Genomic DNA, 21270 nt, shown 5'->3' with positions numbered 1-21270 from the left:
AAATTCATTGTCATCACATCCCCGACGACCCTGTTTTGCCTGGTTCTTCCTTGGCGAGGGGGTCACGCGCAACGCGCAGCGTGACACGTGTTCCTCCGCCTTCGACAGCTGAGAAACTGAGGTCTCCGCCATGTTCGTCTACAATCTTGTGAACAATCGCTAGGCCAAGACCGGTACCTCGCTCGCGAGTGGTCATATAAGGCTCAGTGATCCGCTCGCGCTCGTTCGGCAGGCCAATGCCATTGTCGCTTACGCAGACTCTCAGCATTGTCTTGTTAGAGGCCATTTCAACACCGATGCGTCCTCGATAATCGGGTTCAGCATTGGCCGCGCGGGCCTCCACTGCCTCGACGGCGTTCTTTAGGATGTTCGTCATCGCTTGGCCAAGCTGATGCCGGTCAGCGCTGATAATGCCGCTTTCAAGTTCGTCCACATTTAAGGCAAAGTCGATTTGCGGATGGGCGACTTCCTGCAAAAAGAGCGCTTGGCGAACCAAATCCAGAGCGTCTTCTTTGCGAAAATTCGGCTTTGGCAGCCTCGCAAAGCTCGAGAACTCATCGACCATTTGCCTAAGGCCGCTCACCTGCCGTACGATCGTGCTCGTGAGCTCGTCGAACAACTCACCATCGCTCTCAATCTGGCGGCGATAGCGCCGTTTCAAGCGCTCGGTTGCGAGCTGGATCGGCGTGAGCGGGTTCTTGATCTCGTGTGCAATGCGCCTCGCAACATCGCTCCACGCAGCCTGACGTTGGTCAAGCAATTGGCGGGTAATGTCTTCAAAGGTGATGACATGTCCGCCTTTCTCAGGTGCAATTTTGACCGCGAGCGTAAGAAGCTCTTCGCCTTTAGTGTGCGTTACAATGCCGCTGGAGACGCCGCTCTCTACCAATGCCGCAACTTGAGGGGAGAGTTCAGGCAACATTGCTCCTGACGGATCTTCCGGGATCTCTTCAAAAAGAAGGTTTTGGGCGGACGAGTTCATAAGTTGAACATGGCCGGTTTCATCGACTGAGATGACGCCTGCTGTCACTGATTCCAGCACAGCTTCCATGAAGGCCCTGCGATCATCGATCTGATGGTTCGCCTGGACCAGATCATCGGTCTGCTTTTCCAGTTGTGACGTCATCCGGTTAAAGGCACGGTTCAGGAGCCCAATTTCGTCCCCGCCGGTCCGCCCCTCTACGCGCAATGAGAAATTGCCCGCACCCACCTTGCGTGCCGCTGCCACCAGATCGGTCAAAGGCTCGACTTGCCGGTCGGCAAAGCGCAGCGCAAACCACACAGCGATACCAACGAGCGCGAGACTCACGACAAACAAGGCCAAATTGAATCTGAACTGCCATGCGCGGGCGCGCTGCGTCAGGCTGTCATAGGCTGAAGTAATCGACTGGGCCTGCTGCCATGAGTTGAACGAGGAAGCTTCAGGATTGCGTGCATTATAGAGGTAAATACCGCTACTAAGATCAATCGGCGCAAGCGCAGCAATCCTCTCCGGCGTTCCCTCAACTGCAACAAACTCGCCCTGATCAAGTTGGACGAGCGCTTGATCCAGAAAGGCCTGTGGCTGAGCGTCTTCCAGCAGATTAAGGATCGCAGCTGTTCTGAGTGAGCCGTCCTCCATGCGCTGGAGAATTGCACTTTCGGAAATCTCGCGCGCTTGCGCCTGGAAAGCATAAAAATCAGCGAAATTGTCATCACTGAGCGAACCGCGTTGGAGATAAAACCGAACATCTCCGGCCATCGTGACAGTCTCCTGCCCTACCTCGAGTTGGTTTTGCTCGTAGTAACTGTCTGCAAGTTGCCTTGCGTTTTCCATCAAACCGCGGGAGTTGTCAGAGAACCAGAAATCTACCCCTGACTGGAACAGAACAGCAGCAAAACCTGATACGAGCAAAGTCGGCACAGCAGCGATAAGGGAAAAGAGAAACACCAGACGCACGTGCAGGCGTGCTGTGCTGCCGGCCGCTCGCTTCAAGGCAATCCTGCGGCCAATGAGAACCAGCATAAGCATTGCTGGAATAAGCGTCGCCACCAACAAACTGGCAACCTGAGACGTGGGTAGCAGTTGTCCATCAGGCGGCGCGCTTGTGAAAAGCCACCATGTTCCGATTATTCCCGCCAAAACTCCGACGACGCAGAATATCTCGATCCAGCGAAAGATATTGGCGCGCTGAGAAGCTACGACAAATTGACGCCAAAGACGCGGAGCACGCCGAGTCCCCCTTTCGCGTGTTGGATCAAGAATGCTCTGCGCTTCCATCGTGGCCATAATACCACGCATGTGTTGCACAGATGCAAGCGCTTTCTGTGACATTTCCAACACATTGGCTCGGTTCACCGCAAGCATTGCTCAGATGACCCTGCGTCGAACCAAAACGCCGCTATTTAATCGCGCGGACTGAATTCCTCTGGCCGAATGCTCAGATCACTAATCCGCTTGCGGAGTGTGTTACGGTTGATGCCGAGAAGCCTTGCTGCACGCAGCTGATTGCCGGCTGTTTGAGACAAAGCATGCTGGATGAGAGGCTTCTCGAATGCAGCAAGAGCCTCGTGATAGAGCTCACCAGCGGGTGGATTGTTAATCGCAAGCCAGTCCAGCACTGCCGCTTCGAAACCGGCAGGCGTTACATCGGGAGCAGCATCCTGCTCATTCCCGATGATTTCGTTGATCGATTGCGCATCCACAACATCTTCACGCGCCATGAGTGCCAGTCGATAGATGACGTTGCGCAATTCGCGCACATTGCCGCGCCATGACCTTGCTTCAAGAGCCTTGATCGCATCCGCCGAAAGTTGCCTTCGCGGCAAGCCTTCCTCCACTGCAGCTTGCAGGAAGTGACGCGAAAGGACTTCTACATCTTCTCGCCTTTCACGGAGCGGGGGAAGCGCAATGGGAACAACATTCAAACGGTAATAGAGGTCCTCTCGGAATGTCCCTGCCGCGATCATTGGCCCTAGATTGCGATTAGTTGCGGCGATGATGCGGACGTCAACTGCAATCTCTTGCCTGCCCCCTACCCGACGAATGCGACCGGACTGCAGGGCCCGCAGCAAACGCGTCTGGGCCTCTGCAGGCATATCGCCGATCTCGTCCAAGAAGAGCGTTCCACCATTGGCTTGTTCAAACTTGCCGATCGATTGAGTGATAGCGCCGGTGAAAGCGCCTTTCTCATGGCCGAAAAGCTCGCTTTCAATGAGGTCGTGGGGGATCGCTGCAGTATTGACCGCAACCAGCGGCCCCGACTTGCGCGCACCAAGCTGATGTATCGCTTCGGCGACCAGTTCCTTGCCTGTACCCGATTCACCTGTGACCAGAACCGTAAGATCATTGCGCAAAACGCGCGTGATCATCCGGTAGACGCCTTGCATGGCCGGGCTTCGTCCCACCAGCGGCATGCCGTCATTGTCGAGCGCGGAATCGGAAACCGAGCCGGATCTTTGTCCGACTGCCTGGCGCACAGCTCGCACGAGCTCATCCAGGTCAAACGGCTTCGGGAAGTATTCAAACGCGAGGTTCTCGCTCGCGCGGACTGCCGTATCCAAGGTGTTCTGGGCCGACAGGATGATGACTGGCATGTCCGGTGCGCGTTCGCGGACCGCTCCGAGGGTCGCAATCCCGTCGCCATCTTCGAGGATGACGTCTGTCAGCAACGCATCGAATTGTTCGGCTTCCAGCAAACGATTGCGCCCGGAAATGCTCTCACAATGCGAGACCGCAACGCCTTCATCCTCCAACGCCGCCGTAATCACTGTTGCGATGGCAGTGTCATCTTCGACAAGGAGCACCCGCCCGTTCACGCGTTAACTCCTTCCACTTTTTGCGTCGTCGCCATCGGAAGATGAATGCGGAAATGGGTCTTGCCGCTGCGTTCGTCGCGGTTGTACCCAATCCGCCCATCCATGTCCCGAACGAGTTTTCGCACAAGCGCTAATCCCAAACCCTGGCCCGATTTCTTCGAAGTCACGAAAGGTTCGAACACATGATCGCGCAAGCTCGCCGGGATTCCCTGCCCGTTGTCAGTGATGGTTATTTCGATTGGCAGCTTTACGCGTCGCCCAAGCCGTACCGCGCTAAACACCAGCCCGCTTACAAAGCGTGTGCGCACAGTCACAAGCGGGCTTTCGACATCCGAAGCGGCATCGCAGGCGTTGGAAATCAGGTTGATCAGTACTTGTTCGAGCGAGTCCTGGCTTGCGAGAACCGGGGGCAAGGACGGATCGAATTCCTCGCGAATCTCCACCCCGCCAGTATTGCCTGTGCGCACCGTGCCCACCGCTGCGCGAATTGCTTCGTGCGGATTGCATGGAGCAACTTCGACCGGCGTGGTTTTGCCCAAGGCTTGCATGCGGTCGATCAGGCTTGCAATGCGGTCAACTTCCGCAGTGATCATTCGCGCAAGCTTCTGGTCTTCGTCAGGTAGACGGCGACTGGCGAGCTGAGCGCCGGCGCGGATTGCAGCCAGCGGGTTCTTGATTTCATGCGCGAGAATAGCGGGAGCACCGATCATCTCTCCCGCAGCCATGTCCCCTGAGTTTTCTGTGTCGCGTCCGGCCTCTGACAGCGTCACGACACGCCAGCCTTCGTCACCCGCCATCGGAGAGAAGGTTACATTGACGCGCTTCTCCTGACCATCGACAAGCAAACCAATATTGCGCGCAACCAGAGCGGCATCGGGCTTTTCTAGATGTTCAATTACGCGCGCATCTGCCACATCGACCACGTCCTGAAAGGGCTTACCTGTTGAGCGCTTCGCACTGCGACTAAGTAAGTTCTCAGCGGCGTGGTTCATCTCCACCACACAGCCTCTCTCATCAATCAGCAGCAGAGCAAAAATGAGCCCTTCGATTTGCGCTGCATAGCTGGGTTTGGTGTCAACAGATGTCATGCAGCCCTGCGATGCAGGAAAGGCTCGTAAAAACGTTCAACTTCGCCAAGCACTTCATCCGGATCATCGATGAAATTGGCTTTGTGACGAAACTCCGCGGAGCCATGCATGCCCTTGGTATACCAGCCCAAGTGCTTGCGAGCGATCTTCGTGCCGACATTGCGACCGTAATGCTCAAGCATGCCGTTATAGTGCTCGACAAGCGTTTCATATTGTTCGTCGAAACTGGGAGTCTCGCGGAGTTCGCCGGTGCGCCACCAATGCATCACTTGGCCCAGCAGCCATGGTTTCCCGTATGCACCACGGCCAATCATCAGGCCATCAGCACCCGATTGCTCAAGCGCGGTCGCCGCATCTTCGATCGTGCAAATGTCACCGTTCACGATCACCGGGATGGAGACAGCTTCCTTGACCTTGCGGATAAAGGACCAGTCAGCGCTTCCTTTATACATCTGGTTGCGGGTCCGTCCGTGAACTGTGATCATCTTGACGCCGAGATCCTCTGCGATGCGCGCCATTTCAGGAGCGTTGAGGCTTTGATGGTCCCAACCCATCCGCATCTTCACTGTGACGGGCACATCGACGGCTTTGACGGTCGCTTCCATTAGCTTGGTCGCGAGCGGTACTTCGCGCATCAGAGCTGACCCAGCATACTGGCCAACGACCTTACGGACCGGGCAGCCAAAATTGATGTCGATGATTGCTGCGCCATTGCCTTCCTGAAGCTTCGCCGCTTCCGACATGGAATCAGGATCACACCCGACCAGCTGCATGGACACAGGCTCTTCCGTCTTGTCCCAGGCTGCTTTCTGGATGGACTGGCGCGTCTCGCGGATCGCGGCTTCGCTTGCGATCATCTCCGTGACGTTGAGGCCTGAGCCATAGCGCCGCACAAGCGTGCGAAACGGCATGTCCGTTACGCCAGTCATCGGCGCAAGCAGCACAGGATCATCAATTCGGACAGGGCCGATATCGATCGGTTTCAAAACCGGAGGAGCGGGAAGTTTGGTCATTCTCAAAGCATTGCCTAAAATTTGGGCAGGCGCATAGTGGATTGCATGCTACGCGTCCAGCCCCTAAGCGCGAGCGCGCTATGGCTCAGAACGCTCCCCTGCCCCCTTTCGCAGCGATTATCGTTGCCGCTGGTAAAGGCCTTCGAGCCGGAGGGGAAACGCCTAAGCAATTCCGGAATTGGCGTGGCAAGCCCTTGCTCAAGCATTCAGTCGAAGCGCTGCTTGATCATGGCGCCAGGGAGATATGCGTCGCAATCGCTGAAAGTGCGGACCAGCTTGCTCGGGAAGCGCTTGAGGGTCTTTCTGATTTCACTCTCGTTACCGGCGGCGAAACGCGGCAGCAATCTGTACGCAATGCTTTGGATGCTTTGGCTCAGACTAATCCAAAGCATGTTCTCATTCACGATGCGGCGCGGCCTGATCTGCCCCGTGAAGTCGTCGAGCGTTTACTCGGCGGGATTGAACAGAATTCTGGGGCTATTCCTGTCCTACCCGTCGTCGACAGTCTGGCGGTGTCGAAAAACGGCGTGATGGCTGGCAGTGCCGATCGTGACACGCTCAAGCGGGTACAGACACCGCAAGCCTTCCGCTTTCCTGACATTCTTGCGGCGCATCGCGCGTGGGGAGGCGAGCCGAACGCCGGAGATGATGCTCAGGTGCTTGCAGCGCATGGCGGCTCTATAGCGCTTGTGGCTGGGGACGAGCGGCTTAAGAAGATCACATTCGCAGAGGACTTTATGGGATCAACACCCGCAGCATTTCGCGTCGGACAAGGCTTTGATGTGCACCGGTTGGCCCAAGGCGAGGAACTCTGGCTTTGCGGCGTTCATATTCCGCATGACAAAGGGCTCTCCGGGCACTCGGACGCGGATGTGGCGCTCCATGCAGTGGTGGACGCGCTGCTCGGCGCGATTGGCGATGGTGATATTGGTACCCATTTTCCGCCCAGCGATCCGCAATGGAAAGGCGCGCCCTCCCCGCTTTTCCTTCAACATGCGGCCAAACTGGTTGGCGAAGCTGGCTACGCAATTAGCAATATCGATCTCACCATTATCTGCGAAGCGCCCAAGATCGGCCCGCATCGGGACGCCATGCGCGTGAAACTGGCGGAACTTGTGGGCGTTGAGTTATCGCAGGTCAGTATCAAGGCAACGACGACCGAGCGGCTTGGCTTTACCGGGCGCGGAGAAGGTATCGCAGCGCAGGCCATGGTTGGCCTTCAGGCGCATTGAGGCACTGGATTTATGGAAACAGGCACAATCCTTCCCGACGATCTCAGCACACTGGCCAAGCGGGTGATCGTGGCAAACGTGGCGGCAGGTCGCAAAGTCGCTTTGGCAGAAAGCTGCACCGGCGGTCTTGTGGCGGCAGCGTTAACGGAGGTAGCCGGCTCTTCAGCCGTTCTGGACCGCGGCTTTGTGACCTATTCCAACGAAGCCAAGATGGAGTCTCTAGGTGTCGCTCAGGACATCATCGAGACATTCGGCGCGGTTTCCATCGCTTGCGTTTGGGCGATGGCCAAAGGCGCGCTCGACCGCAGCAATGCTGACGTCGCTGTAGCGATCAGCGGTGTCGCAGGGCCAGGAGGCGGCACCGACCTGAAGCCGGTGGGCACTGTGGTTTTTGCGCGTGTAACCCGTGATAGCGAAGGTGAGCCCGAAGGCGAACTCAAGCATTTCGACGGCAAGAACCGTGCTGAAATCCGTTCTCAGGCGACGATTTGCGCGCTCGAACTATTGCTGCCGTAGAGCTCGGCTGCGCGCGCTTCAAAAGCGGCAACCATTTTGCGGAACGCACGGTCAAAATATTGTCCAGCAAGCGCTTCGAACATCTTGTTTTTGAATGTGAAATCGACCGTGAAGTCGATCTCGCATCCACCATCGTCTGTCGGACGAAATATCCAGGTATTGTCGAGGTCCCGAAGCGGCCCGTCTACATAGTGTACGTCAATCTCGCGGGCACGATCCTTGGTGACGCGGCTCGTGAATTTCTCTCGCAAGCTTTTGAAGCCGACAACCATATCCGCGACCATTTCAGTCTCGGTATCTGATCGCACACGGGTCGCCACAACCCAAGGCAGAAACTCCGCATACCGCCCTACGTCAGCGACGAGATCGAACATCTGTTCAGCGCTGTAAGGGAGTTTCCGGGTCTCACGAATACCTGGCATTACTGGCTCTGTTTTGCCTTTTGTTTGGCGAGTTTCTCGGCTCGAGCGGCCTTCATCTCCGCAAAGTCATCGCCTGCGTGATAGCTTGAACGCGTTAGCGGACTTGAGGCGACTTGTAGGAAACCCTTGGCCCGCGCAATCGATCCATAAGCGTTGAACGCTTGCGGTGTGACAAACTCTTCAACCGTCGCATGCTTCGGCGTTGGCTGGAGATACTGACCCATGGTGATGAAATCGACTTCCGCGCTGCGCATATCGTCCATCACCTGGTGCACTTCGAGACGCTGCTCACCCAACCCCAACATAATGCCGGACTTGGTGAAGATCATGGGATCGTGATTTTTGACTTCTTCCAACAGACGCAGTGACGCGTAATAACGCGCGCCCGGCCGGATCGTCGGATAGAGACGCGGCACTGTTTCGAGGTTATGGTTGTAAACATCTGGCCCTGCTTCACAAATCGCCTCGACCGCGGGACGCATTTTACCGCGGAAGTCGGGAGTGAGGATTTCAATGGTCGTGTTGGGCGTAGTGCGGCGCAGCGCTTCTATCACTTTGACAAACTGCCCCGCCCCGCCATCAGGCAAATCATCGCGATCAACGCTGGTGATGACGATATGCTCTAGACCCATCTTGGCCGCAGCAATGGCTGTGTGCTCCGGCTCAAGAGGATCCACCTTGCGCGGCATGCCTGTCTTGACGTTGCAGAACGCACAGGCTCGCGTGCAGACATCCCCAAGGATCATCACCGTCGCATGCTTCTTAGTCCAGCATTCACCAATATTGGGACACGCAGCTTCCTCGCAAACCGTGTTGAGATTGAGCTCGCGCATAAGTTTGCGCGTTTCATTATAGCCTTGGCTCACAGGCGCTTTGACGCGAATCCAGTCAGGCTTGCGCTGACGTGGCTGGCGCGGGCTGTCGCTCTTCGGGCTTGAGGAGAGGTCGTTCATGACAGCCCATTTAGGCAATGCCTGTGCACGGCGCAATGGTTCCACTTGCCGACATTGGTATGCATAGCTAACCGCAAGTCCATGGATGCAGCGACCCTACAAACATTCACTTCGCCGGTGGTGTTGTTCTTTGTGCTTGGCCTGCTTGCAGCTTTTGCAAAATCCGACCTGGCGATCCCGGAAGCGATTGCGAAAGGCATGTCGCTTTACCTGATGGCAGCGATAGGCCTTAAAGGCGGCGTTGCCGTTTCGAAATCGGGGATCGACACGTATGTACTTTCTGCATTGGCGGCAGGCATTGCAGCGAGCTTCCTGATCCCATTCATCGCGTATTTGGTCCTGAAAAGCTTCGGGAAGCTCGACAGGATCAATGCGGGCGCCGTTGCCGCGCACTATGGCTCAGTCAGCGTCGTTACGTTTGTTACAGCCGTGGAGATCCTGGAAGCGCAGAACAAGCCTCCTGGCGGTTACATGGTCGCTGTGATGGCTGCGATGGAGACGCCCGCGATCTTGTCCGGTCTTCTGCTCGCGCGCGGGCTCGGCGCGAACAAAGACAAAGGCGGGCAGAACACGGGCGAGATGCTGCACGAGGTGTTTTTCAATGCCTCAGTCGTTCTGCTGCTCGGAGCTTTCGCGATCGGAATGATTGCTGGTGAAGATGGTTTTGCTGAAGTCACTCCATTCTTCGAAGCCGGGTTCAAGGGCGTCCTATGTCTCTTCTTGCTGGATATGGGTCTGATTGCAGCGCGCAGGATTATGGATGCGCGCGCCGTCACTTGGCGGTTGGCGACAATCGCGATCGCCCTCCCCTTGGCAAACGGAGCGGCCGGTACATTGCTTGGTGCGGCAATCGGGCTTGACGTGGGATCAGTTGCAGCGCTCGGCGTGCTGTGCGCAAGCGCGAGTTACATCGCTGTGCCGGCGGCCATGCGGCTCGCACTACCTGAGGCGGACCCCGGTATTTACCTCACCATGTCGCTGTCGATCACGTTCCCGTTCAACATCCTCATCAATATCGGCTTGATTAGCGTGCTCGCAAGCGCTGTAACCGGATCGGGAGGGGTTGGACCATGATTGAGACGGTTACGCGCAAGCGCATCGAAATTCTTGCTGACACAGCGCAAGTGAAACGCGTTACGCAGGCAATCGACAAAGCGGGCATTACAGGCTGGACCGTAACCCCGGTCACCTCCGGCAAAGGTCGCGACGGCGTGTGGCGTGAAGAACGTGTCATGGGGACGGACAAGGCCTTCGTGCTAACCATCGCGCCGGAAGACAAGGCGATGGCTTTGGCGGAAGATCTCGCCCCGATCCTTGGTTCGCATGGCTTGTTGCTGACAATGTGGGACATCCAGGTCATTCGCGGAGAGCGCTTCTGATCGTCGATTTGGCTTTGAGGGGAGCCGAGTATGCCTGAATTTGCAGAGCTTCTTAAAGGTTATCAGCGCTTTCGCGAGGAAACCTATCCGCGCCAGAAAGCCCGTTTTGAGCAAACCGTTAGCGAGGGGCAGCATCCCAAGCTGATGATTATCGGTTGCTCTGATAGTCGGGTGGATCCAGCGCAGATATTCGATGTTGATCCAGGCGACATTTTTGTAGTTCGCAACGTTGCTGCGCTTGTTCCCCCATTTGAGACTTCACCGGGCTATCATGGCGTTTCTGCAGCGGTCGAATTTGCAGTACAAATGCTCGAAGTGCGCCAAATCGTAGTCATGGGTCACGGTCGCTGTGGTGGCTGCAAAGCCGCGCTCACTCAGAGCTTTGAAGCCAAGCCACATGGTGAAGGCGCATTCATTGCCAATTGGATCGAACTATTGAACGAAGCGCGCGAACCAGTTGCTCGAAAACATGGGACTGAAGGTCGTAAAGCTGAGCTTGCCATGGAGTTTGCTGCGATCCGGCAAAGCCTCGCCAATTTGCGAACTTTCCCATGGGTGGCTGAGAAAGAAGCCGCCGACGCTCTGAAGCTTCGCGGCGCGCACTTCTCCATCACCGAAGGTGTCCTTTACTCGCTTGATGAGGACACCGGCGAGTTCCTGCCGGAAGATTGATATCGGGGAATTAAGCGCTTGCGAGCGCCTCCCTACCCCGCCACAAGATGCGCATGAGTGAATTTGACGCGCGCAATATCGCCCTCCTGATAGATTCAGACAATGCAAGCCCAGCAGGCCTCGACCCCGTCCTGACGGTCCTGGCCGAACTTGGACAGGTCAATATCCGCAGGGCCTATGGCAATTGGCGCAAGACCAGTCTCAAAGGCTGGATCGAACTGATGCATCGCTATGGCATCGAACCACAGCAGCAGTTTGATCTGACCAAGGGCAAAAATGCGACGGACATGAAGATGACGATCGATGCCATCGATCTGCTTTATTCCGGCCGCGTCCACGGCTTTGGCATCATGAGTTCCGACAGTGATTTCATGCCGCTCGCAATGCGCATACGTCAGGATGGCGTACCGGTTTACGGCTTTGGCGGCCAGAAAACACCCGAAGCGTTCCGGCAGGCTTGCACCCGCTTCATTGATGTGAACGCCCTGATAAAGGCCGAAAAAGAGGATCAGCAGAACAGCAAGAATGAGAGCGTTCTGGATGACGAACTGCTCAATCTTCTGATTGACGCCTATAATGCGAGCCGACGCGATGAGAGCGGCTTCGCAAAGCTGTCAGAAGTGGGTCAGCGAGCGGGCAACCGCTCTAGTTTCGATACCCGGAATTACGGGTTCAGCAGGCTCATCGACATGATGGAGACCATTCCGAATTTCGCGGTCGAGCGCCGCAGCGATGGTCAGGTCCTAGTCAAGCGATTGCGCTGAGAAGGCCTCGTCGGCCCAAACAAAAATGGCGCGAAACCGTTAGGTCCCGCGCCATTCTTACGACTTGGATTAGTGTCTTCAGCCTCCAGTAGCCGGTTCAGCTTCAGGCTCTGCCGGAGCGGGTGCCGCGACAGCAGGAGTTGCCTGCTGAGACACATGAGCTGACCACAGCATAGCGATCGGCTTACGCTTGCCTTCAACAAGAGCGAACGTGGAAGCGGCATCAGCATTCTTGCCCTGCTTGGCCTGAGCAATGCCAAGACGTGTTGCGACCTCTGCGGTTTCAACACCCGGCATTGTCAGTGCCTTCGCATAAAACTCTTCCGCTTTTGCATATTCAGAGTAGTTCAGGAAAGCATCGCCCGCCGCGACCACCGTCCGCAAGCCAGCGCTTGCTGCGCGCGCATCACGTTCCAGTGACGGCAGTTCTGACCGGTCAGCGGCAATGCGGTTCTTCGCGGTAGAGAGCGAGTCCGCAAGATAGATGTCATCCCGGCTCGCGCGGCCAGTTGAATAGCCGTGTTCAATCACATCAGCCACTTCCTTGGGCAGGCGACGGGCATCCGCTGCCTCGACATATTCAATGTAATCCTGTTTGTTGTTCATGGTGTCGAGCTTGAAAGCAAGACGCATGAGATCGAGGATTTCAGCGGCCTCAAAGGTGTTTAGATTCCGCGTAATATTCACAGCGTCGCGCCAGTTGGTGTCACTTGGATAATTCTTCACCCAGCCGACCGTGAAGTCATAAACCTGTGGCTGAATTTCATTGTTGTAGGCGGTCACCATGCCGCGACGATACCAGGTTTCTGGTGCCGCGCTGCCTGTGGCTTCACGCGCTTCGATGGCGTCCTTGAGATAGGCCAAGCCTTCCACCAGACGCTCCTCACGGAAATAGCTTTCAGCCATCTGTGCGCGCAGTTCATCCGGCGAGATCTGCTCATTGCTGAAATTGAGATCAATCGCCTTCTGGAGGTAGGTGCGCGCTTTGGCCTGATCACCCAGCGCGTTCGAAAGCTGATAAGCAACAAAGTTGTACTGCGGCTGATTCTCGATAGTCAGCTTGTTGCTCGACAGCATCATTTCCATGCCTGCAAGCTGTAGCCCGCGGTCATTGCTCTGCGCGCCTGCGTTGTAGGCAAGATTTCCGGTCGCGAGCCTCTCGTCTGGAGAATTCGCCATGGCAAGGAGCGCATCAATCTGAGGGCGCAGTGAAGCGATATCCGCGCCGCCCTCGTTCATTGCGGTGTTCAATGGATTGTATGCCGCGATGAATTCTTTGGAATACTCGGCGTCATCGCCTTTCTTCTTTTTCTTCTTCTGAGCGAATGCTGGCTCGGCAAGGCCAACAGCAGCCACAGCGGTGCCGCATGCCAGAGCGATAGCCAAAGCCATGGCCGAACCCGGCTTGCGCTTAGAAAGTACGTTAGAACGCATGTTTAGTCTCTCCTGGACAGAACTGATACAAAGCGCAGTCTTAAAGCGCTTGAAATAGGAGCGCGCAGGCGCTTTGGCCCGGCTCTCCGCCATTTGCAATTGATCCTACAGAAAACTGTCTGAACAGTCATTGAATATCGCACACAGCAAAGCGCAATTTGGCCACAATCTGTCGGCTCAAATCCAGCCTGGTGCGAGAGTGTGGATAACGCCTCCAAAATGGCTCACTTAAGCCATTCGCAAGTGGCGGACAGCACCTAAAGGCCCTATTCTGAAGCCTCAAAGAACCAAACTAGAATTGGGCATATTTTGAGCGACGAAACCGACACATTGCCACCCGCCGCACCGCTTGAAGAATTCGAGCGTGTGGACATCGTCGATGAGATGAAGACGAGCTACCTCGATTACGCGATGAGCGTCATCGTGGCCCGTGCTCTGCCCGACGTGCGAGATGGCTTGAAACCGGTCCACCGCCGTATTCTTTTCGCAAGTAAGCAAGGCAATTTTGTCGCCGGGCGCCCTTACGTGAAAAGCGCCAAGATCGTTGGTGACGTGATGGGCGATTACCACCCTCATGGGGACTCGGCGATTTACGATGCCCTCGCCCGTATGACGCAGGATTGGTCTTTGCGTGTTCCGCTGATCGACGGTCAGGGCAATTTTGGATCTATGGACCCCGATCCCCCGGCCAGCATGCGTTATACAGAGGCCCGCCTTGCGCGCGTATCCAACACGCTGCTCGATGATCTCGACAAGGACACGGTTGATTTCGTCGACAATTATGATGGCCGCATTCAGGAGCCATCGGTACTCCCTGCCCGCTTCCCCAATCTGCTCGTCAATGGCGCGGGCGGGATCGCGGTTGGGATGGCGACCAATATCCCGCCACACAATCTAGGCGAGGTGATTGATGGCTGCTTTGCGTATATGGACAAGCCGGAGATCACTTCGGAAGAGCTGATCGAATACATTCCTGGACCTGATTTCCCGACTGCTCCGCTTATCCTAGGCACAAGCGGTGCAAAGGCCGCCTACACAACTGGGCGGGGTTCCATCCTTCAACGTTGCCGTCACGAGATTGAGACGAAACGGGGCGACCGTGAGAGCATCATCCTCACTTCAATCCCGTTCCAAGTTGGCAAGGCCGGATTGGTTGAGAAAATCGCTGAAGCCGCCAAGGACAAGCGGATTGAAGGGATTTCGGACATTCGCGATGAGTCCAGCCGCGAAGGCGTTCGGGTCGTTGTCGATCTCAAGCGCGACGCATCTGCTGAAGTCGTCCTCAACCAGATCTGGCGCTACACTCCGGCCCAATCGAGCTTTCCTGCCAATATGCTGGCGATCCGTGGTGGTCGACCAGAAGTCCTCACCCTGCGCGACATAGTCCAGAGTTTCATTGCCTTCCGCGAAGAAGTCATCACGCGCCGGACGAAATACGAGCTTAACAAGGTCCGCGACCGCGCGCATATCTTGCTTGGTCTCGTTGTTGCAGTTTCAAACCTCGACGAAGTTGTCGCGATCATTCGCGGTGCGCCCAACCCCGCCACAGCTCGCGAACGCCTGCTTGCGAAAGAATGGCCGATCGGCGACATCGCGCAGTATATCGCACTGGTCGAAGCAATCGAGCCAAACGCTGATGAAACTGGCGGGACATACCGTCTTTCCGAACGTCAAGTGAAAGCAATTCTTGACCTGCGCCTGCACCGCCTGACGGCTCTCGGCCGCGATGAAATCGGTGACGAGCTTAAGGAACTTGCCGAAGCGATTGCGGAATACCTTTCGATCCTCGCCGACCGCGTGAAGCTCTATGGTGTCATGCGCGAAGAGCTCGAAGAAATCCGAGAAACCTATGCGACGCCGCGCGTCTCGGAAATTGCGCCGGCCTGGGACGGGTTGGACGACGAAGACCTGATCGAGCGTGACGAAATGGTCGTGACGGTCACGCATGACGGTTACATCAAGCGGACACCGCTCTCGACATTCCGCGCCCAGAACCGCGGGGGCAAAGGCCGTGCTGGCATGGCCACCAAAGACGAAGACGCCGTGCGCGAGATGTTCGTCACTTCGACGCACAATCCGGTGCTGTTCTTTTCCACCCACGGCAAGGTGTACCGTCTGAAGGTCTGGAAGCTACCTGAAGGCGGGCCAACCACACGCGGGCGGCCAATTGTCAACATGCTGCCTTCGCTCGATGATGGCGAGGCGATCCGCACCGTTCTTCCTTTGCCCGAGGATGAAGAAAGCTGGGGGGCGCTCAGTGTGGTCTTTGCGACTGCGCAAGGAAGCGTACGACGAAACAGCATGGACGCGTTCACTAACATTCCCTCGAACGGCAAGTTTGCGATGAAGTTCGACGATGCGAGCGAAGATAAGCTTATCGGTGTGGCTTTGCTCGAAACCGGCGACGATGTCCTGTTAGCAACGAAAATGGGTAAGGCGATCCGTTTTGCGGCAGAGGATGTTCGTGAGTTTACTTCGCGCACTTCAACCGGCGTGCGCGGCATGAAGTTCAAGGAAAAAGGCGACGAGGTTGTTTCGCTGTCCATCCTGCATGGTGGGACGGCAACTCCAGATGAGCGCGACGCCTATCTGAAGGTTGCGCCGTGGAAGTCCGAGGATGAGGCCCCTACCCTCTCTGATGAACATCAGCAGATGGCGGATGAGGAGCAATTCATCCTCACCGTTTGTGCGAACGGCTATGGCAAGCTGTCCTCAGCCTATGAGTATCGCCGCGCTGGTCGGGGAGGCATGGGCATCACCAATATCGACAATATCAAGCGCAATGGTGAAGTCGTCGCGAGCTTTACCGCGAACAAGGCCGATCAGCTGATGCTAGTCACCGATCAGGCGAAGCTCATTCGCATTGGACTGGATAGCTTGCGGGTCATCGGACGCGGCTCTGCCGGCGTGCGGTTGTTCGATGTCGCCAAGGGCGAAACGATCGTAAGCGCAGTACGCATTGACGAGACTGAAGCGCCCGAAGATGCAGCAGAAGAAGCCGTGGTTGAAGAAATGGTCGATAAGCGCGGCGGCGATGACGTCACGACGCCGCATACAACACCGCAATCAGACGGTGACATTGGCGAAGCATCACCGGAATAGAATTCTTGTCCTTGCTGAGACAGGTGGATTTGGAAGTTAAGTTATTGGTTTCCCTTCGCTAACGAGTCTCTGCTGTTCGACGGACTATGTTTGTAGTTGGTAGAAGGCTGAATGCCTTGCGGCCGTCCTTTTATATTTACAGATGTAATCGCAAGGTGCCGGAGGGACAAATGACTTTCATTAAGAATGGGATTGGGGCGAGCCTGCTCACAATAGCAGTGATAAATATGCCAGTGACGGCATTCGCCCAAACAATTCCTGAGAATGGAGAAGCCGAAGCGAGCAATCGGATCGCAGGCTATCATGCGGATTTAAGAGAGCTTGGCACGCGTATCAAAGCCGAGCATCCACGACCTTTTCGCACGTTGACTGAGGCCGATTTTGACGACCTGGTTGAGCGGGAAGTTGCTAAGCTTAACTCGGCTTCGACACGTGCGGATTTTCTGTGGGCCATGAGCCATGTCATTGCATCCATCGGTTGCGGTCACTCTGGCCTTCCGTATTTCAACCAACAAGATGCCGAGATAGAGTTGTCCGAGCGGTTCCCGCTAAAAACACGATTTTATCGCGGTAGACTATACGTTTTCGACCCTATGACGAACGCCGATCGCGTTGCGAAAGGCCAAGAGATCGTCAGTATCAACGGCCTGCCGGTGCCAGAAATCCAGGCCACAATCTTTTCGCGAATGGGAAGTGATGCCCACCTGCCCAACCTAAAGGAGCCAGAGCTGAATAACTGGGCCAGCTCCTATCTTACCTACGCGCTTGGTTTCCCGGCCGCTTACGCCGTGACGCTAAGAGGACAATCAGAACCAATCGATCTAACGCCACTCGACGAATTCAGTTTTGAACCCATCATCAGCCCTTTAGATCCATGCCAGGATGAGCTGTGCTATGAAATGGATGAACAACGTAACCTGGGGATCGCAACGCTCAATAGGCTTGATTACTACGGCGGCGATCGCGCGACCCAGTTTGTTGAGTGGTGGGCGAGCGTCATGGAGGACTTGCAAAGTAACGACCGTGATGGCCTTTTGATTGATATGCGTGGTGTAGGTGGCGGATCAGGGGCAGCTGGCAGCTATATATTGCGGCACTTGGCCGACCAACCATTCACCTATTTTTCCGAAGCTTCCGATCCACGAGGCCCTGATTCTCTTTTTCTCGAGCAGCAGCCCATTGGAGAAGAGTTCAAAGGAACAGTCTTCATCATGTCGGATGGAAGGACAATGTCTGCTGTCTCACATTTCTACGCGGTTGCGCAGAGCAATGACATCGCCACTATTGTAGGTGAACCTTCTGGCGGTGGCAAATCGACGAACGATGGGAAAGAAACCTTCACTTCATCGAATGAAGGGGTCGAGTATCGAATTTCACGCATGGTGTTTGAGGTAGAAGCGCCTCAGCTGAGTATCGATGAAGAAGTTCGACCCGATATTACCGTTACCTATTCGCTCAAAGATATGCTTGATCGGACAGATACGATGCGTGAGCGAGCGCTGGACCTACTTGATTCAAGAATCCGGCGGGATAAAGCCGAGCCCGCAGAAAGCTGACCGTCGGGGTCAGCTCTCTAATCTTCTTCCGAAAGTTCGTGACGGAGCGTCTGCACGACGCCGGTCGCGATCATGAATTGGCCGACATAATAGAGCGGCCAGATCAGCAGGTTTGCGAGCGCAGGCGGTGGCTCGATACCCATTCGTGCGAAGATCAAAATGTCCGAGATGACGAATAGCACTGCCCCAATACCAACCCTGTAGCGGGGAAAGCGGCTCATCCATGCGGCCGCAGCCATGGCACCTAACGTTAGTCCGTAAGCGGCAGCAAAGATATCATTCGTTAGCAGCCATGCGATAAAAGGCGTGCCAATCGCCAAAGCACCGGCAAGCGCTTTCTGGCTGCCGGTGGAATGGTGCCGCGGGAACCTGATGTAGAGCGCAATTGCAACGAGATGCGCGAGTGCGAAGATGCCGGCTCCGAACTGAAAATAGAGCTCCAAAACCATGTCTGCGATGGCGCAAAGTGCAAGAACCAGTGCGATATGCTTTGCCGACGAGCCCGGCCCCCGCGCAAGCGCGTAGATCGCCAGCGCAGCTACGCCCGCCCCTTTCACAAGCATGATCCAGATTTCGCCCAGCGGGCTGTCGGTCTGGTCCAACAAATAGTACGCGACCGATGCAATAATGCTGACCAGCAGCCACGGACGGTGTTCGATCAATGCGCGTTTTGGCATGAATTGCTCCCTCTCTTCACCGCTAGGGCTTGATGGGAGGCAAGCGCAAGCCTAACTGCGCGAGCAATGGCACAGGATATCCACATTATCGGCGGCGGCCTCGCCGGTTCAGAAGCAGCCTGGCAGCTGGCTCAACGCGGTTTCAAGGTTCGCCTCTCCGAAATGCGCGGAAGCGGAGAGATGACTCCCGCGCACCAAACTGACGGTCTGGCTGAGCTCGTATGCTCGAATTCCTTCCGTTCAGATGACGACACGAAAAACGCGGTGGGATTGCTCCACCATGAAATGCGTATGCTCGATAGTCTTATCATGCGTGCTGGAGGCGTGGCACAAGTGCCTGCGGGCAGCGCCATGGCCGTCGACCGCGATGTTTTCTCGGCTGAAGTGCAGAAAGCACTAGAAGAGCATCCTAACGTTACGATCGTTCGCGAGCGCGTGGACGCCCTGCCCACCTCCGGGATGACGATTGTAGCGACAGGTCCGCTTACCGCCCAATCGCTCGCTCAAAGCATTGTTCAAGCCACGGGCGAAGAGCGCTTAGCGTTCTTCGATGCGATCGCGCCTATCGTCCATCGCGATAGCATCGACATGTCGAAGTGCTGGATCCAGAGCCGCTGGAATAAACGAACAGAAGCGTCGAACGAAGATGGCGATTACATCAACTGTCCGATGACGAAGGAGCAGTACCTCGCGTTCCATAAAGGCTTGATGGAAGGCGAGAAAGGCGAGTTCAAGGAGTGGGAAAAGGACACGCCTTATTTCGACGGCTGCATGCCTATTGAGGTGATGGCAGAGCGCGGCGTTGAAACGCTGCGTTATGGTCCGATGAAGGGCGTTGGTCTCGATAACCCCTACGACACTACTGAAGAACATCCGCAGGGACGCTGGCCCTATGCGGTCGTACAGCTTCGGCAGGACAACAAGCTTGGCACGCTGTGGAACATGGTCGGGTTCCAGACCAAGCTCAAATACGGCGCTCAGATAGAGCTATTCCGCACGATCCCGGGGCTGGAGAATGCGGAGTTTGCGCGTCTTGGCGGCCTCCATCGCAATACATTCCTAAATTCACCGCTCGTGCTTGACCGGCAATTGCGGCTGAACAATGCGCCGTATATCCGCTTTGCTGGACAAGTGACGGGCTGCGAGGGTTATGTTGAAAGCGCAGCGGTAGGCCTAATGGCGGGTATTATGGCAGCGAGTGAGCTCGCAGGCCGGGAATGGCGGGATATTCCGCGTACGACGGCGATGGGCGCTCTGCTCGCACACATTACCGGCGATGCGCAGGCCGACAGCTTTCAGCCGATGAATGTGAACTTCGGCCTCTTCCCTCCTCTGCACGAAGTGCACAAGAAGCAGCGAAAAGAAGCTTACACAAATCGCGCCAAGGCCGACATGGCAGAATGGATCGCGGCGGGAGAGCCTGTGCCTGCGTAATCGTTCAGCAGTTGCAGCGCGGACGCCGTGTGGGCGTTGAAGGACGAGCAGTCGTGGCAAATTCGCTCTGCGTGAGCTCGCCATTGCCATTGGCATCAGCGCCTTCAAAGCGCTCGACAGTCGTGACCGCCCACTCTTCGAAAGTGAGAAGGTTGTTGCCGTCCTTGTCGAGCTTGCGGAATGCGTCGGAGCGCGTGGAGAGCATCTCATTGCGAGTGATCTTCAAATCACGATTGCGGTCGTACCGGAAAAAGCGGCGCTGCTCTCTCGTCAACTCGCTTGCTTCAGGCGGCGTAGGTCCGGTCATGTCTGCCGGATCAGTAATGGGCAGATCTTCGGGATCAGGCGTCTCAATCGGGTCAGGTGGCGGCGGCGCGTTCTCTTCGACTTGAGCGCGCGTCTGCCACCAGGAAAGGCCAACCCCGGCCATGAGAAGTCCCAGAAAAACGCCCAATACCATCCGACCCATCGCAAACCCCCCTGTTACGGACACGATAGCGACAAGTCTTGCAGCAGGCTAGCGTCCGAGAAGGCCGACCCTCAGCGCAGTCAAAGCAGCTCCGCGGCCATCCATCATGGGAAACGAACCAGTCTCAAGTGCTCTTATGGCAAGCGCACGCAGCACGGCCAGACCTCGCATAGATCGTGGCAGGCGACTGGGTTTTGAAGAGAGCTTTTTGGCTACATCCAGGAAGTCAGATCGCTCGTTTGCATCAGTGATTTGCGATGCAGCATCGATGAGTGCCCACAGGGTGCCAGCGTCAGCGATGTCTTCCCTCGAATTCTCATCCGCCGAGATGTCGAGAACCGAAAAAGGCGCAGCACGTCCTCTCGCGAATGCCAGGATGGGTTTCTCGCCGAGTTTTTCTTCGACGATGAGAATCTCCCATGCGTCTACTAGCGCAACGAGCGCGGTCTCATTACCCGCCCAGTGCATGCCAATTGCATCCAGCACCTCATCCCCTGATGGACGAGCACCAACTGGTTGGTTCAAGACATCGCGCCACCACGCCAATCGCATCTGTCCGAGCATAGGCTCAGTGGTTTTTGCGACGATCTGAGAAAGCCTTTTGTCGAGAGCAAAGTACGCTTCAATCTGTGGTCGCAATTCCGTAGGCGTGTACGCTATTGCCAAGCCTTGCTCGTCCGAGAGCATTTCAGAAAAAGCTGTGATCATTAGCGAGGCGTAAACCGGTGCCTCCGCATGATTGTCAAGGAAATAGGCGTTTT

General features: G+C 56.1%; 19 protein-coding genes. 9 read left to right on the top strand and 10 right to left on the bottom strand.

Going from position 1 to position 21270, the window contains the following annotated elements:
- Positions 1 to 13 precede the first annotated feature (13 nt).
- From HUO12_RS03785 to dusB, 4 genes are all read right to left on the bottom strand, one after another.
- Positions 14 to 2260 (bottom strand): sensor histidine kinase, encoded by a 2247-nt coding sequence (locus HUO12_RS03785; RefSeq protein WP_176274274.1) that lies wholly within the window; start codon positions 2258 to 2260, stop codon positions 14 to 16.
- A gap of 125 nt (positions 2261 to 2385) precedes the next feature.
- Entirely contained in the window at positions 2386 to 3798 is a 1413-nt protein-coding gene (locus HUO12_RS03780; RefSeq protein WP_176272335.1) for a sigma-54-dependent transcriptional regulator, read from the bottom strand.
- Positions 3795 to 4886 carry a two-component system sensor histidine kinase NtrB gene (locus HUO12_RS03775; RefSeq protein ID WP_176272334.1) on the bottom strand — a complete coding sequence of 364 codons (1092 nt, stop codon included), beginning with the start codon at positions 4884 to 4886 and terminating at the stop codon, positions 3795 to 3797. The genes HUO12_RS03780 and HUO12_RS03775 overlap by 4 nt, the downstream gene beginning before the upstream one ends.
- Positions 4883 to 5899, bottom strand: coding sequence for a tRNA dihydrouridine synthase DusB (gene dusB / locus HUO12_RS03770; RefSeq protein ID WP_176272333.1), 1017 nt, complete (start codon positions 5897 to 5899; stop codon positions 4883 to 4885). The genes HUO12_RS03775 and dusB overlap by 4 nt, the downstream gene beginning before the upstream one ends.
- A gap of 80 nt (positions 5900 to 5979) precedes the next feature.
- Between dusB and HUO12_RS03765 the strand changes: the two genes are divergently transcribed.
- Both HUO12_RS03765 and HUO12_RS03760 read left to right on the top strand, forming a co-directional pair.
- Positions 5980 to 7131, top strand: coding sequence for a bifunctional 2-C-methyl-D-erythritol 4-phosphate cytidylyltransferase/2-C-methyl-D-erythritol 2,4-cyclodiphosphate synthase (locus HUO12_RS03765; protein ID WP_176272332.1), 1152 nt, complete (start codon positions 5980 to 5982; stop codon positions 7129 to 7131).
- A 12-nt stretch (positions 7132 to 7143) separates the two neighbouring features.
- A complete protein-coding gene (locus HUO12_RS03760) occupies positions 7144 to 7647 on the top strand; it encodes a CinA family protein (RefSeq protein WP_176272331.1) in 504 nt (167 codons plus the stop codon).
- On the opposite strand, the gene HUO12_RS03755 is transcribed toward HUO12_RS03760, so the two are convergent.
- Both HUO12_RS03755 and lipA read right to left on the bottom strand, forming a co-directional pair.
- Positions 7608 to 8069, bottom strand: a complete 462-nt coding sequence (locus tag HUO12_RS03755) for a type II toxin-antitoxin system RatA family toxin (protein ID WP_176272330.1) — start codon at positions 8067 to 8069, stop codon at positions 7608 to 7610. The genes HUO12_RS03760 and HUO12_RS03755 overlap by 40 nt on opposite strands.
- Entirely contained in the window at positions 8069 to 9022 is a 954-nt protein-coding gene (lipA, locus tag HUO12_RS03750; RefSeq protein WP_176272329.1) for a lipoyl synthase, read from the bottom strand. Before lipA ends, HUO12_RS03755 begins: the two co-directional genes overlap by 1 nt.
- An 81-nt stretch (positions 9023 to 9103) precedes the next feature.
- On the opposite strand from lipA, the gene HUO12_RS03745 reads away from it, so the two are divergent.
- Genes HUO12_RS03745 through HUO12_RS03730 form a run of 4 tightly spaced genes read left to right on the top strand, consistent with a single transcriptional unit; the run spans position 9104 to position 11837 of the window.
- Positions 9104 to 10096, top strand: coding sequence for a sodium-dependent bicarbonate transport family permease (locus HUO12_RS03745; RefSeq protein WP_176272328.1), 993 nt, complete (start codon positions 9104 to 9106; stop codon positions 10094 to 10096).
- Positions 10093 to 10401: a P-II family nitrogen regulator gene (locus tag HUO12_RS03740; RefSeq protein ID WP_176272327.1), complete on the top strand. Its 309-nt coding sequence runs from the start codon at positions 10093 to 10095 to the stop codon at positions 10399 to 10401. Before HUO12_RS03745 ends, HUO12_RS03740 begins: the two co-directional genes overlap by 4 nt.
- Positions 10402 to 10431: 30 nt before the next feature.
- Positions 10432 to 11073 (top strand): carbonic anhydrase, encoded by a 642-nt coding sequence (locus tag HUO12_RS03735; protein WP_176272326.1) that lies wholly within the window; start codon positions 10432 to 10434, stop codon positions 11071 to 11073.
- Between the two features lie 53 nt (positions 11074 to 11126).
- Positions 11127 to 11837 (top strand): NYN domain-containing protein, encoded by a 711-nt coding sequence (locus tag HUO12_RS03730; protein WP_176272325.1) that lies wholly within the window; start codon positions 11127 to 11129, stop codon positions 11835 to 11837.
- 78 nt (positions 11838 to 11915) lie between these two features.
- On the opposite strand, the gene HUO12_RS03725 is transcribed toward HUO12_RS03730, so the two are convergent.
- Positions 11916 to 13271, bottom strand: coding sequence for a hypothetical protein (locus HUO12_RS03725; protein WP_176272324.1), 1356 nt, complete (start codon positions 13269 to 13271; stop codon positions 11916 to 11918).
- Between the two features lie 309 nt (positions 13272 to 13580).
- Between HUO12_RS03725 and gyrA the strand changes: the two genes are divergently transcribed.
- On the top strand, positions 13581 to 16373 hold the full coding sequence (gene gyrA, locus HUO12_RS03720; RefSeq protein ID WP_176272323.1) for a DNA gyrase subunit A: 2793 nt from the start codon (positions 13581 to 13583) through the stop codon (positions 16371 to 16373).
- Positions 16374 to 16543: 170 nt separating this feature from the next.
- The gene (locus HUO12_RS03715; protein ID WP_176272322.1) at positions 16544 to 17929 is read left to right on the top strand and encodes a S41 family peptidase; all 1386 of its coding nucleotides are present in this window, start codon (positions 16544 to 16546) and stop codon (positions 17927 to 17929) included.
- A gap of 17 nt (positions 17930 to 17946) precedes the next feature.
- Here HUO12_RS03715 and HUO12_RS03710 read toward each other — a convergent pair whose 3' ends face one another.
- The gene (locus tag HUO12_RS03710; RefSeq protein WP_176272321.1) at positions 17947 to 18606 is read right to left on the bottom strand and encodes a lysoplasmalogenase; all 660 of its coding nucleotides are present in this window, start codon (positions 18604 to 18606) and stop codon (positions 17947 to 17949) included.
- A gap of 66 nt (positions 18607 to 18672) precedes the next feature.
- Between HUO12_RS03710 and trmFO the strand changes: the two genes are divergently transcribed.
- A complete protein-coding gene (trmFO, locus tag HUO12_RS03705; RefSeq protein ID WP_176272320.1) occupies positions 18673 to 20040 on the top strand; it encodes a methylenetetrahydrofolate--tRNA-(uracil(54)-C(5))-methyltransferase (FADH(2)-oxidizing) TrmFO in 1368 nt (455 codons plus the stop codon).
- A 4-nt stretch (positions 20041 to 20044) separates the two neighbouring features.
- Here trmFO and HUO12_RS03700 read toward each other — a convergent pair whose 3' ends face one another.
- On the bottom strand, positions 20045 to 20509 hold the full coding sequence (locus HUO12_RS03700; RefSeq protein WP_176272319.1) for an EF-hand domain-containing protein: 465 nt from the start codon (positions 20507 to 20509) through the stop codon (positions 20045 to 20047).
- 48 nt (positions 20510 to 20557) lie between these two features.
- A complete protein-coding gene (locus HUO12_RS03695; protein ID WP_176272318.1) occupies positions 20558 to 21217 on the bottom strand; it encodes a hypothetical protein in 660 nt (219 codons plus the stop codon).
- Between the last annotated feature and the right edge of the window lie 53 nt (positions 21218 to 21270).

Source organism: Altererythrobacter lutimaris, assembly GCF_013371495.1.
GTDB classification, from domain to species: Bacteria; Pseudomonadota; Alphaproteobacteria; order Sphingomonadales; family Sphingomonadaceae; genus Erythrobacter; species Erythrobacter lutimaris_A.
This window is presented reverse-complemented; position numbering and strand designations above follow the sequence as displayed.

Excerpts from the sequence above, each read along its gene's own strand:
- HUO12_RS03715 (WP_176272322.1), top strand. The coding sequence starts at position 16,544 with ATGACTTTCATTAAGAATGGGATTGGGGCGAGCCTGCTCACAATAGCA.
- HUO12_RS03755 (WP_176272330.1), bottom strand. The coding sequence starts at position 8,069 with ATGCCAGGTATTCGTGAGACCCGGAAACTCCCTTACAGCGCTGAACAG.
- HUO12_RS03740 (WP_176272327.1), top strand. The coding sequence starts at position 10,093 with ATGATTGAGACGGTTACGCGCAAGCGCATCGAAATTCTTGCTGACACA.
- HUO12_RS03695 (WP_176272318.1), bottom strand. The coding sequence starts at position 21,217 with ATGATCACAGCTTTTTCTGAAATGCTCTCGGACGAGCAAGGCTTGGCA.
- HUO12_RS03730 (WP_176272325.1), top strand. The coding sequence starts at position 11,127 with ATGAGTGAATTTGACGCGCGCAATATCGCCCTCCTGATAGATTCAGAC.
- HUO12_RS03725 (WP_176272324.1), bottom strand. The coding sequence starts at position 13,271 with ATGCGTTCTAACGTACTTTCTAAGCGCAAGCCGGGTTCGGCCATGGCT.
- HUO12_RS03785 (WP_176274274.1), bottom strand. The coding sequence starts at position 2,260 with ATGGAAGCGCAGAGCATTCTTGATCCAACACGCGAAAGGGGGACTCGG.
- HUO12_RS03765 (WP_176272332.1), top strand. The coding sequence starts at position 5,980 with ATGGCTCAGAACGCTCCCCTGCCCCCTTTCGCAGCGATTATCGTTGCC.
- HUO12_RS03745 (WP_176272328.1), top strand. The coding sequence starts at position 9,104 with ATGGATGCAGCGACCCTACAAACATTCACTTCGCCGGTGGTGTTGTTC.
- HUO12_RS03710 (WP_176272321.1), bottom strand. The coding sequence starts at position 18,606 with ATGCCAAAACGCGCATTGATCGAACACCGTCCGTGGCTGCTGGTCAGC.
- lipA (WP_176272329.1), bottom strand. The coding sequence starts at position 9,022 with ATGAACGACCTCTCCTCAAGCCCGAAGAGCGACAGCCCGCGCCAGCCA.
- HUO12_RS03700 (WP_176272319.1), bottom strand. The coding sequence starts at position 20,509 with ATGGGTCGGATGGTATTGGGCGTTTTTCTGGGACTTCTCATGGCCGGG.
- HUO12_RS03735 (WP_176272326.1), top strand. The coding sequence starts at position 10,432 with ATGCCTGAATTTGCAGAGCTTCTTAAAGGTTATCAGCGCTTTCGCGAG.
- HUO12_RS03760 (WP_176272331.1), top strand. The coding sequence starts at position 7,144 with ATGGAAACAGGCACAATCCTTCCCGACGATCTCAGCACACTGGCCAAG.
- trmFO (WP_176272320.1), top strand. The coding sequence starts at position 18,673 with ATGGCACAGGATATCCACATTATCGGCGGCGGCCTCGCCGGTTCAGAA.
- HUO12_RS03775 (WP_176272334.1), bottom strand. The coding sequence starts at position 4,886 with ATGACATCTGTTGACACCAAACCCAGCTATGCAGCGCAAATCGAAGGG.
- dusB (WP_176272333.1), bottom strand. The coding sequence starts at position 5,899 with ATGACCAAACTTCCCGCTCCTCCGGTTTTGAAACCGATCGATATCGGC.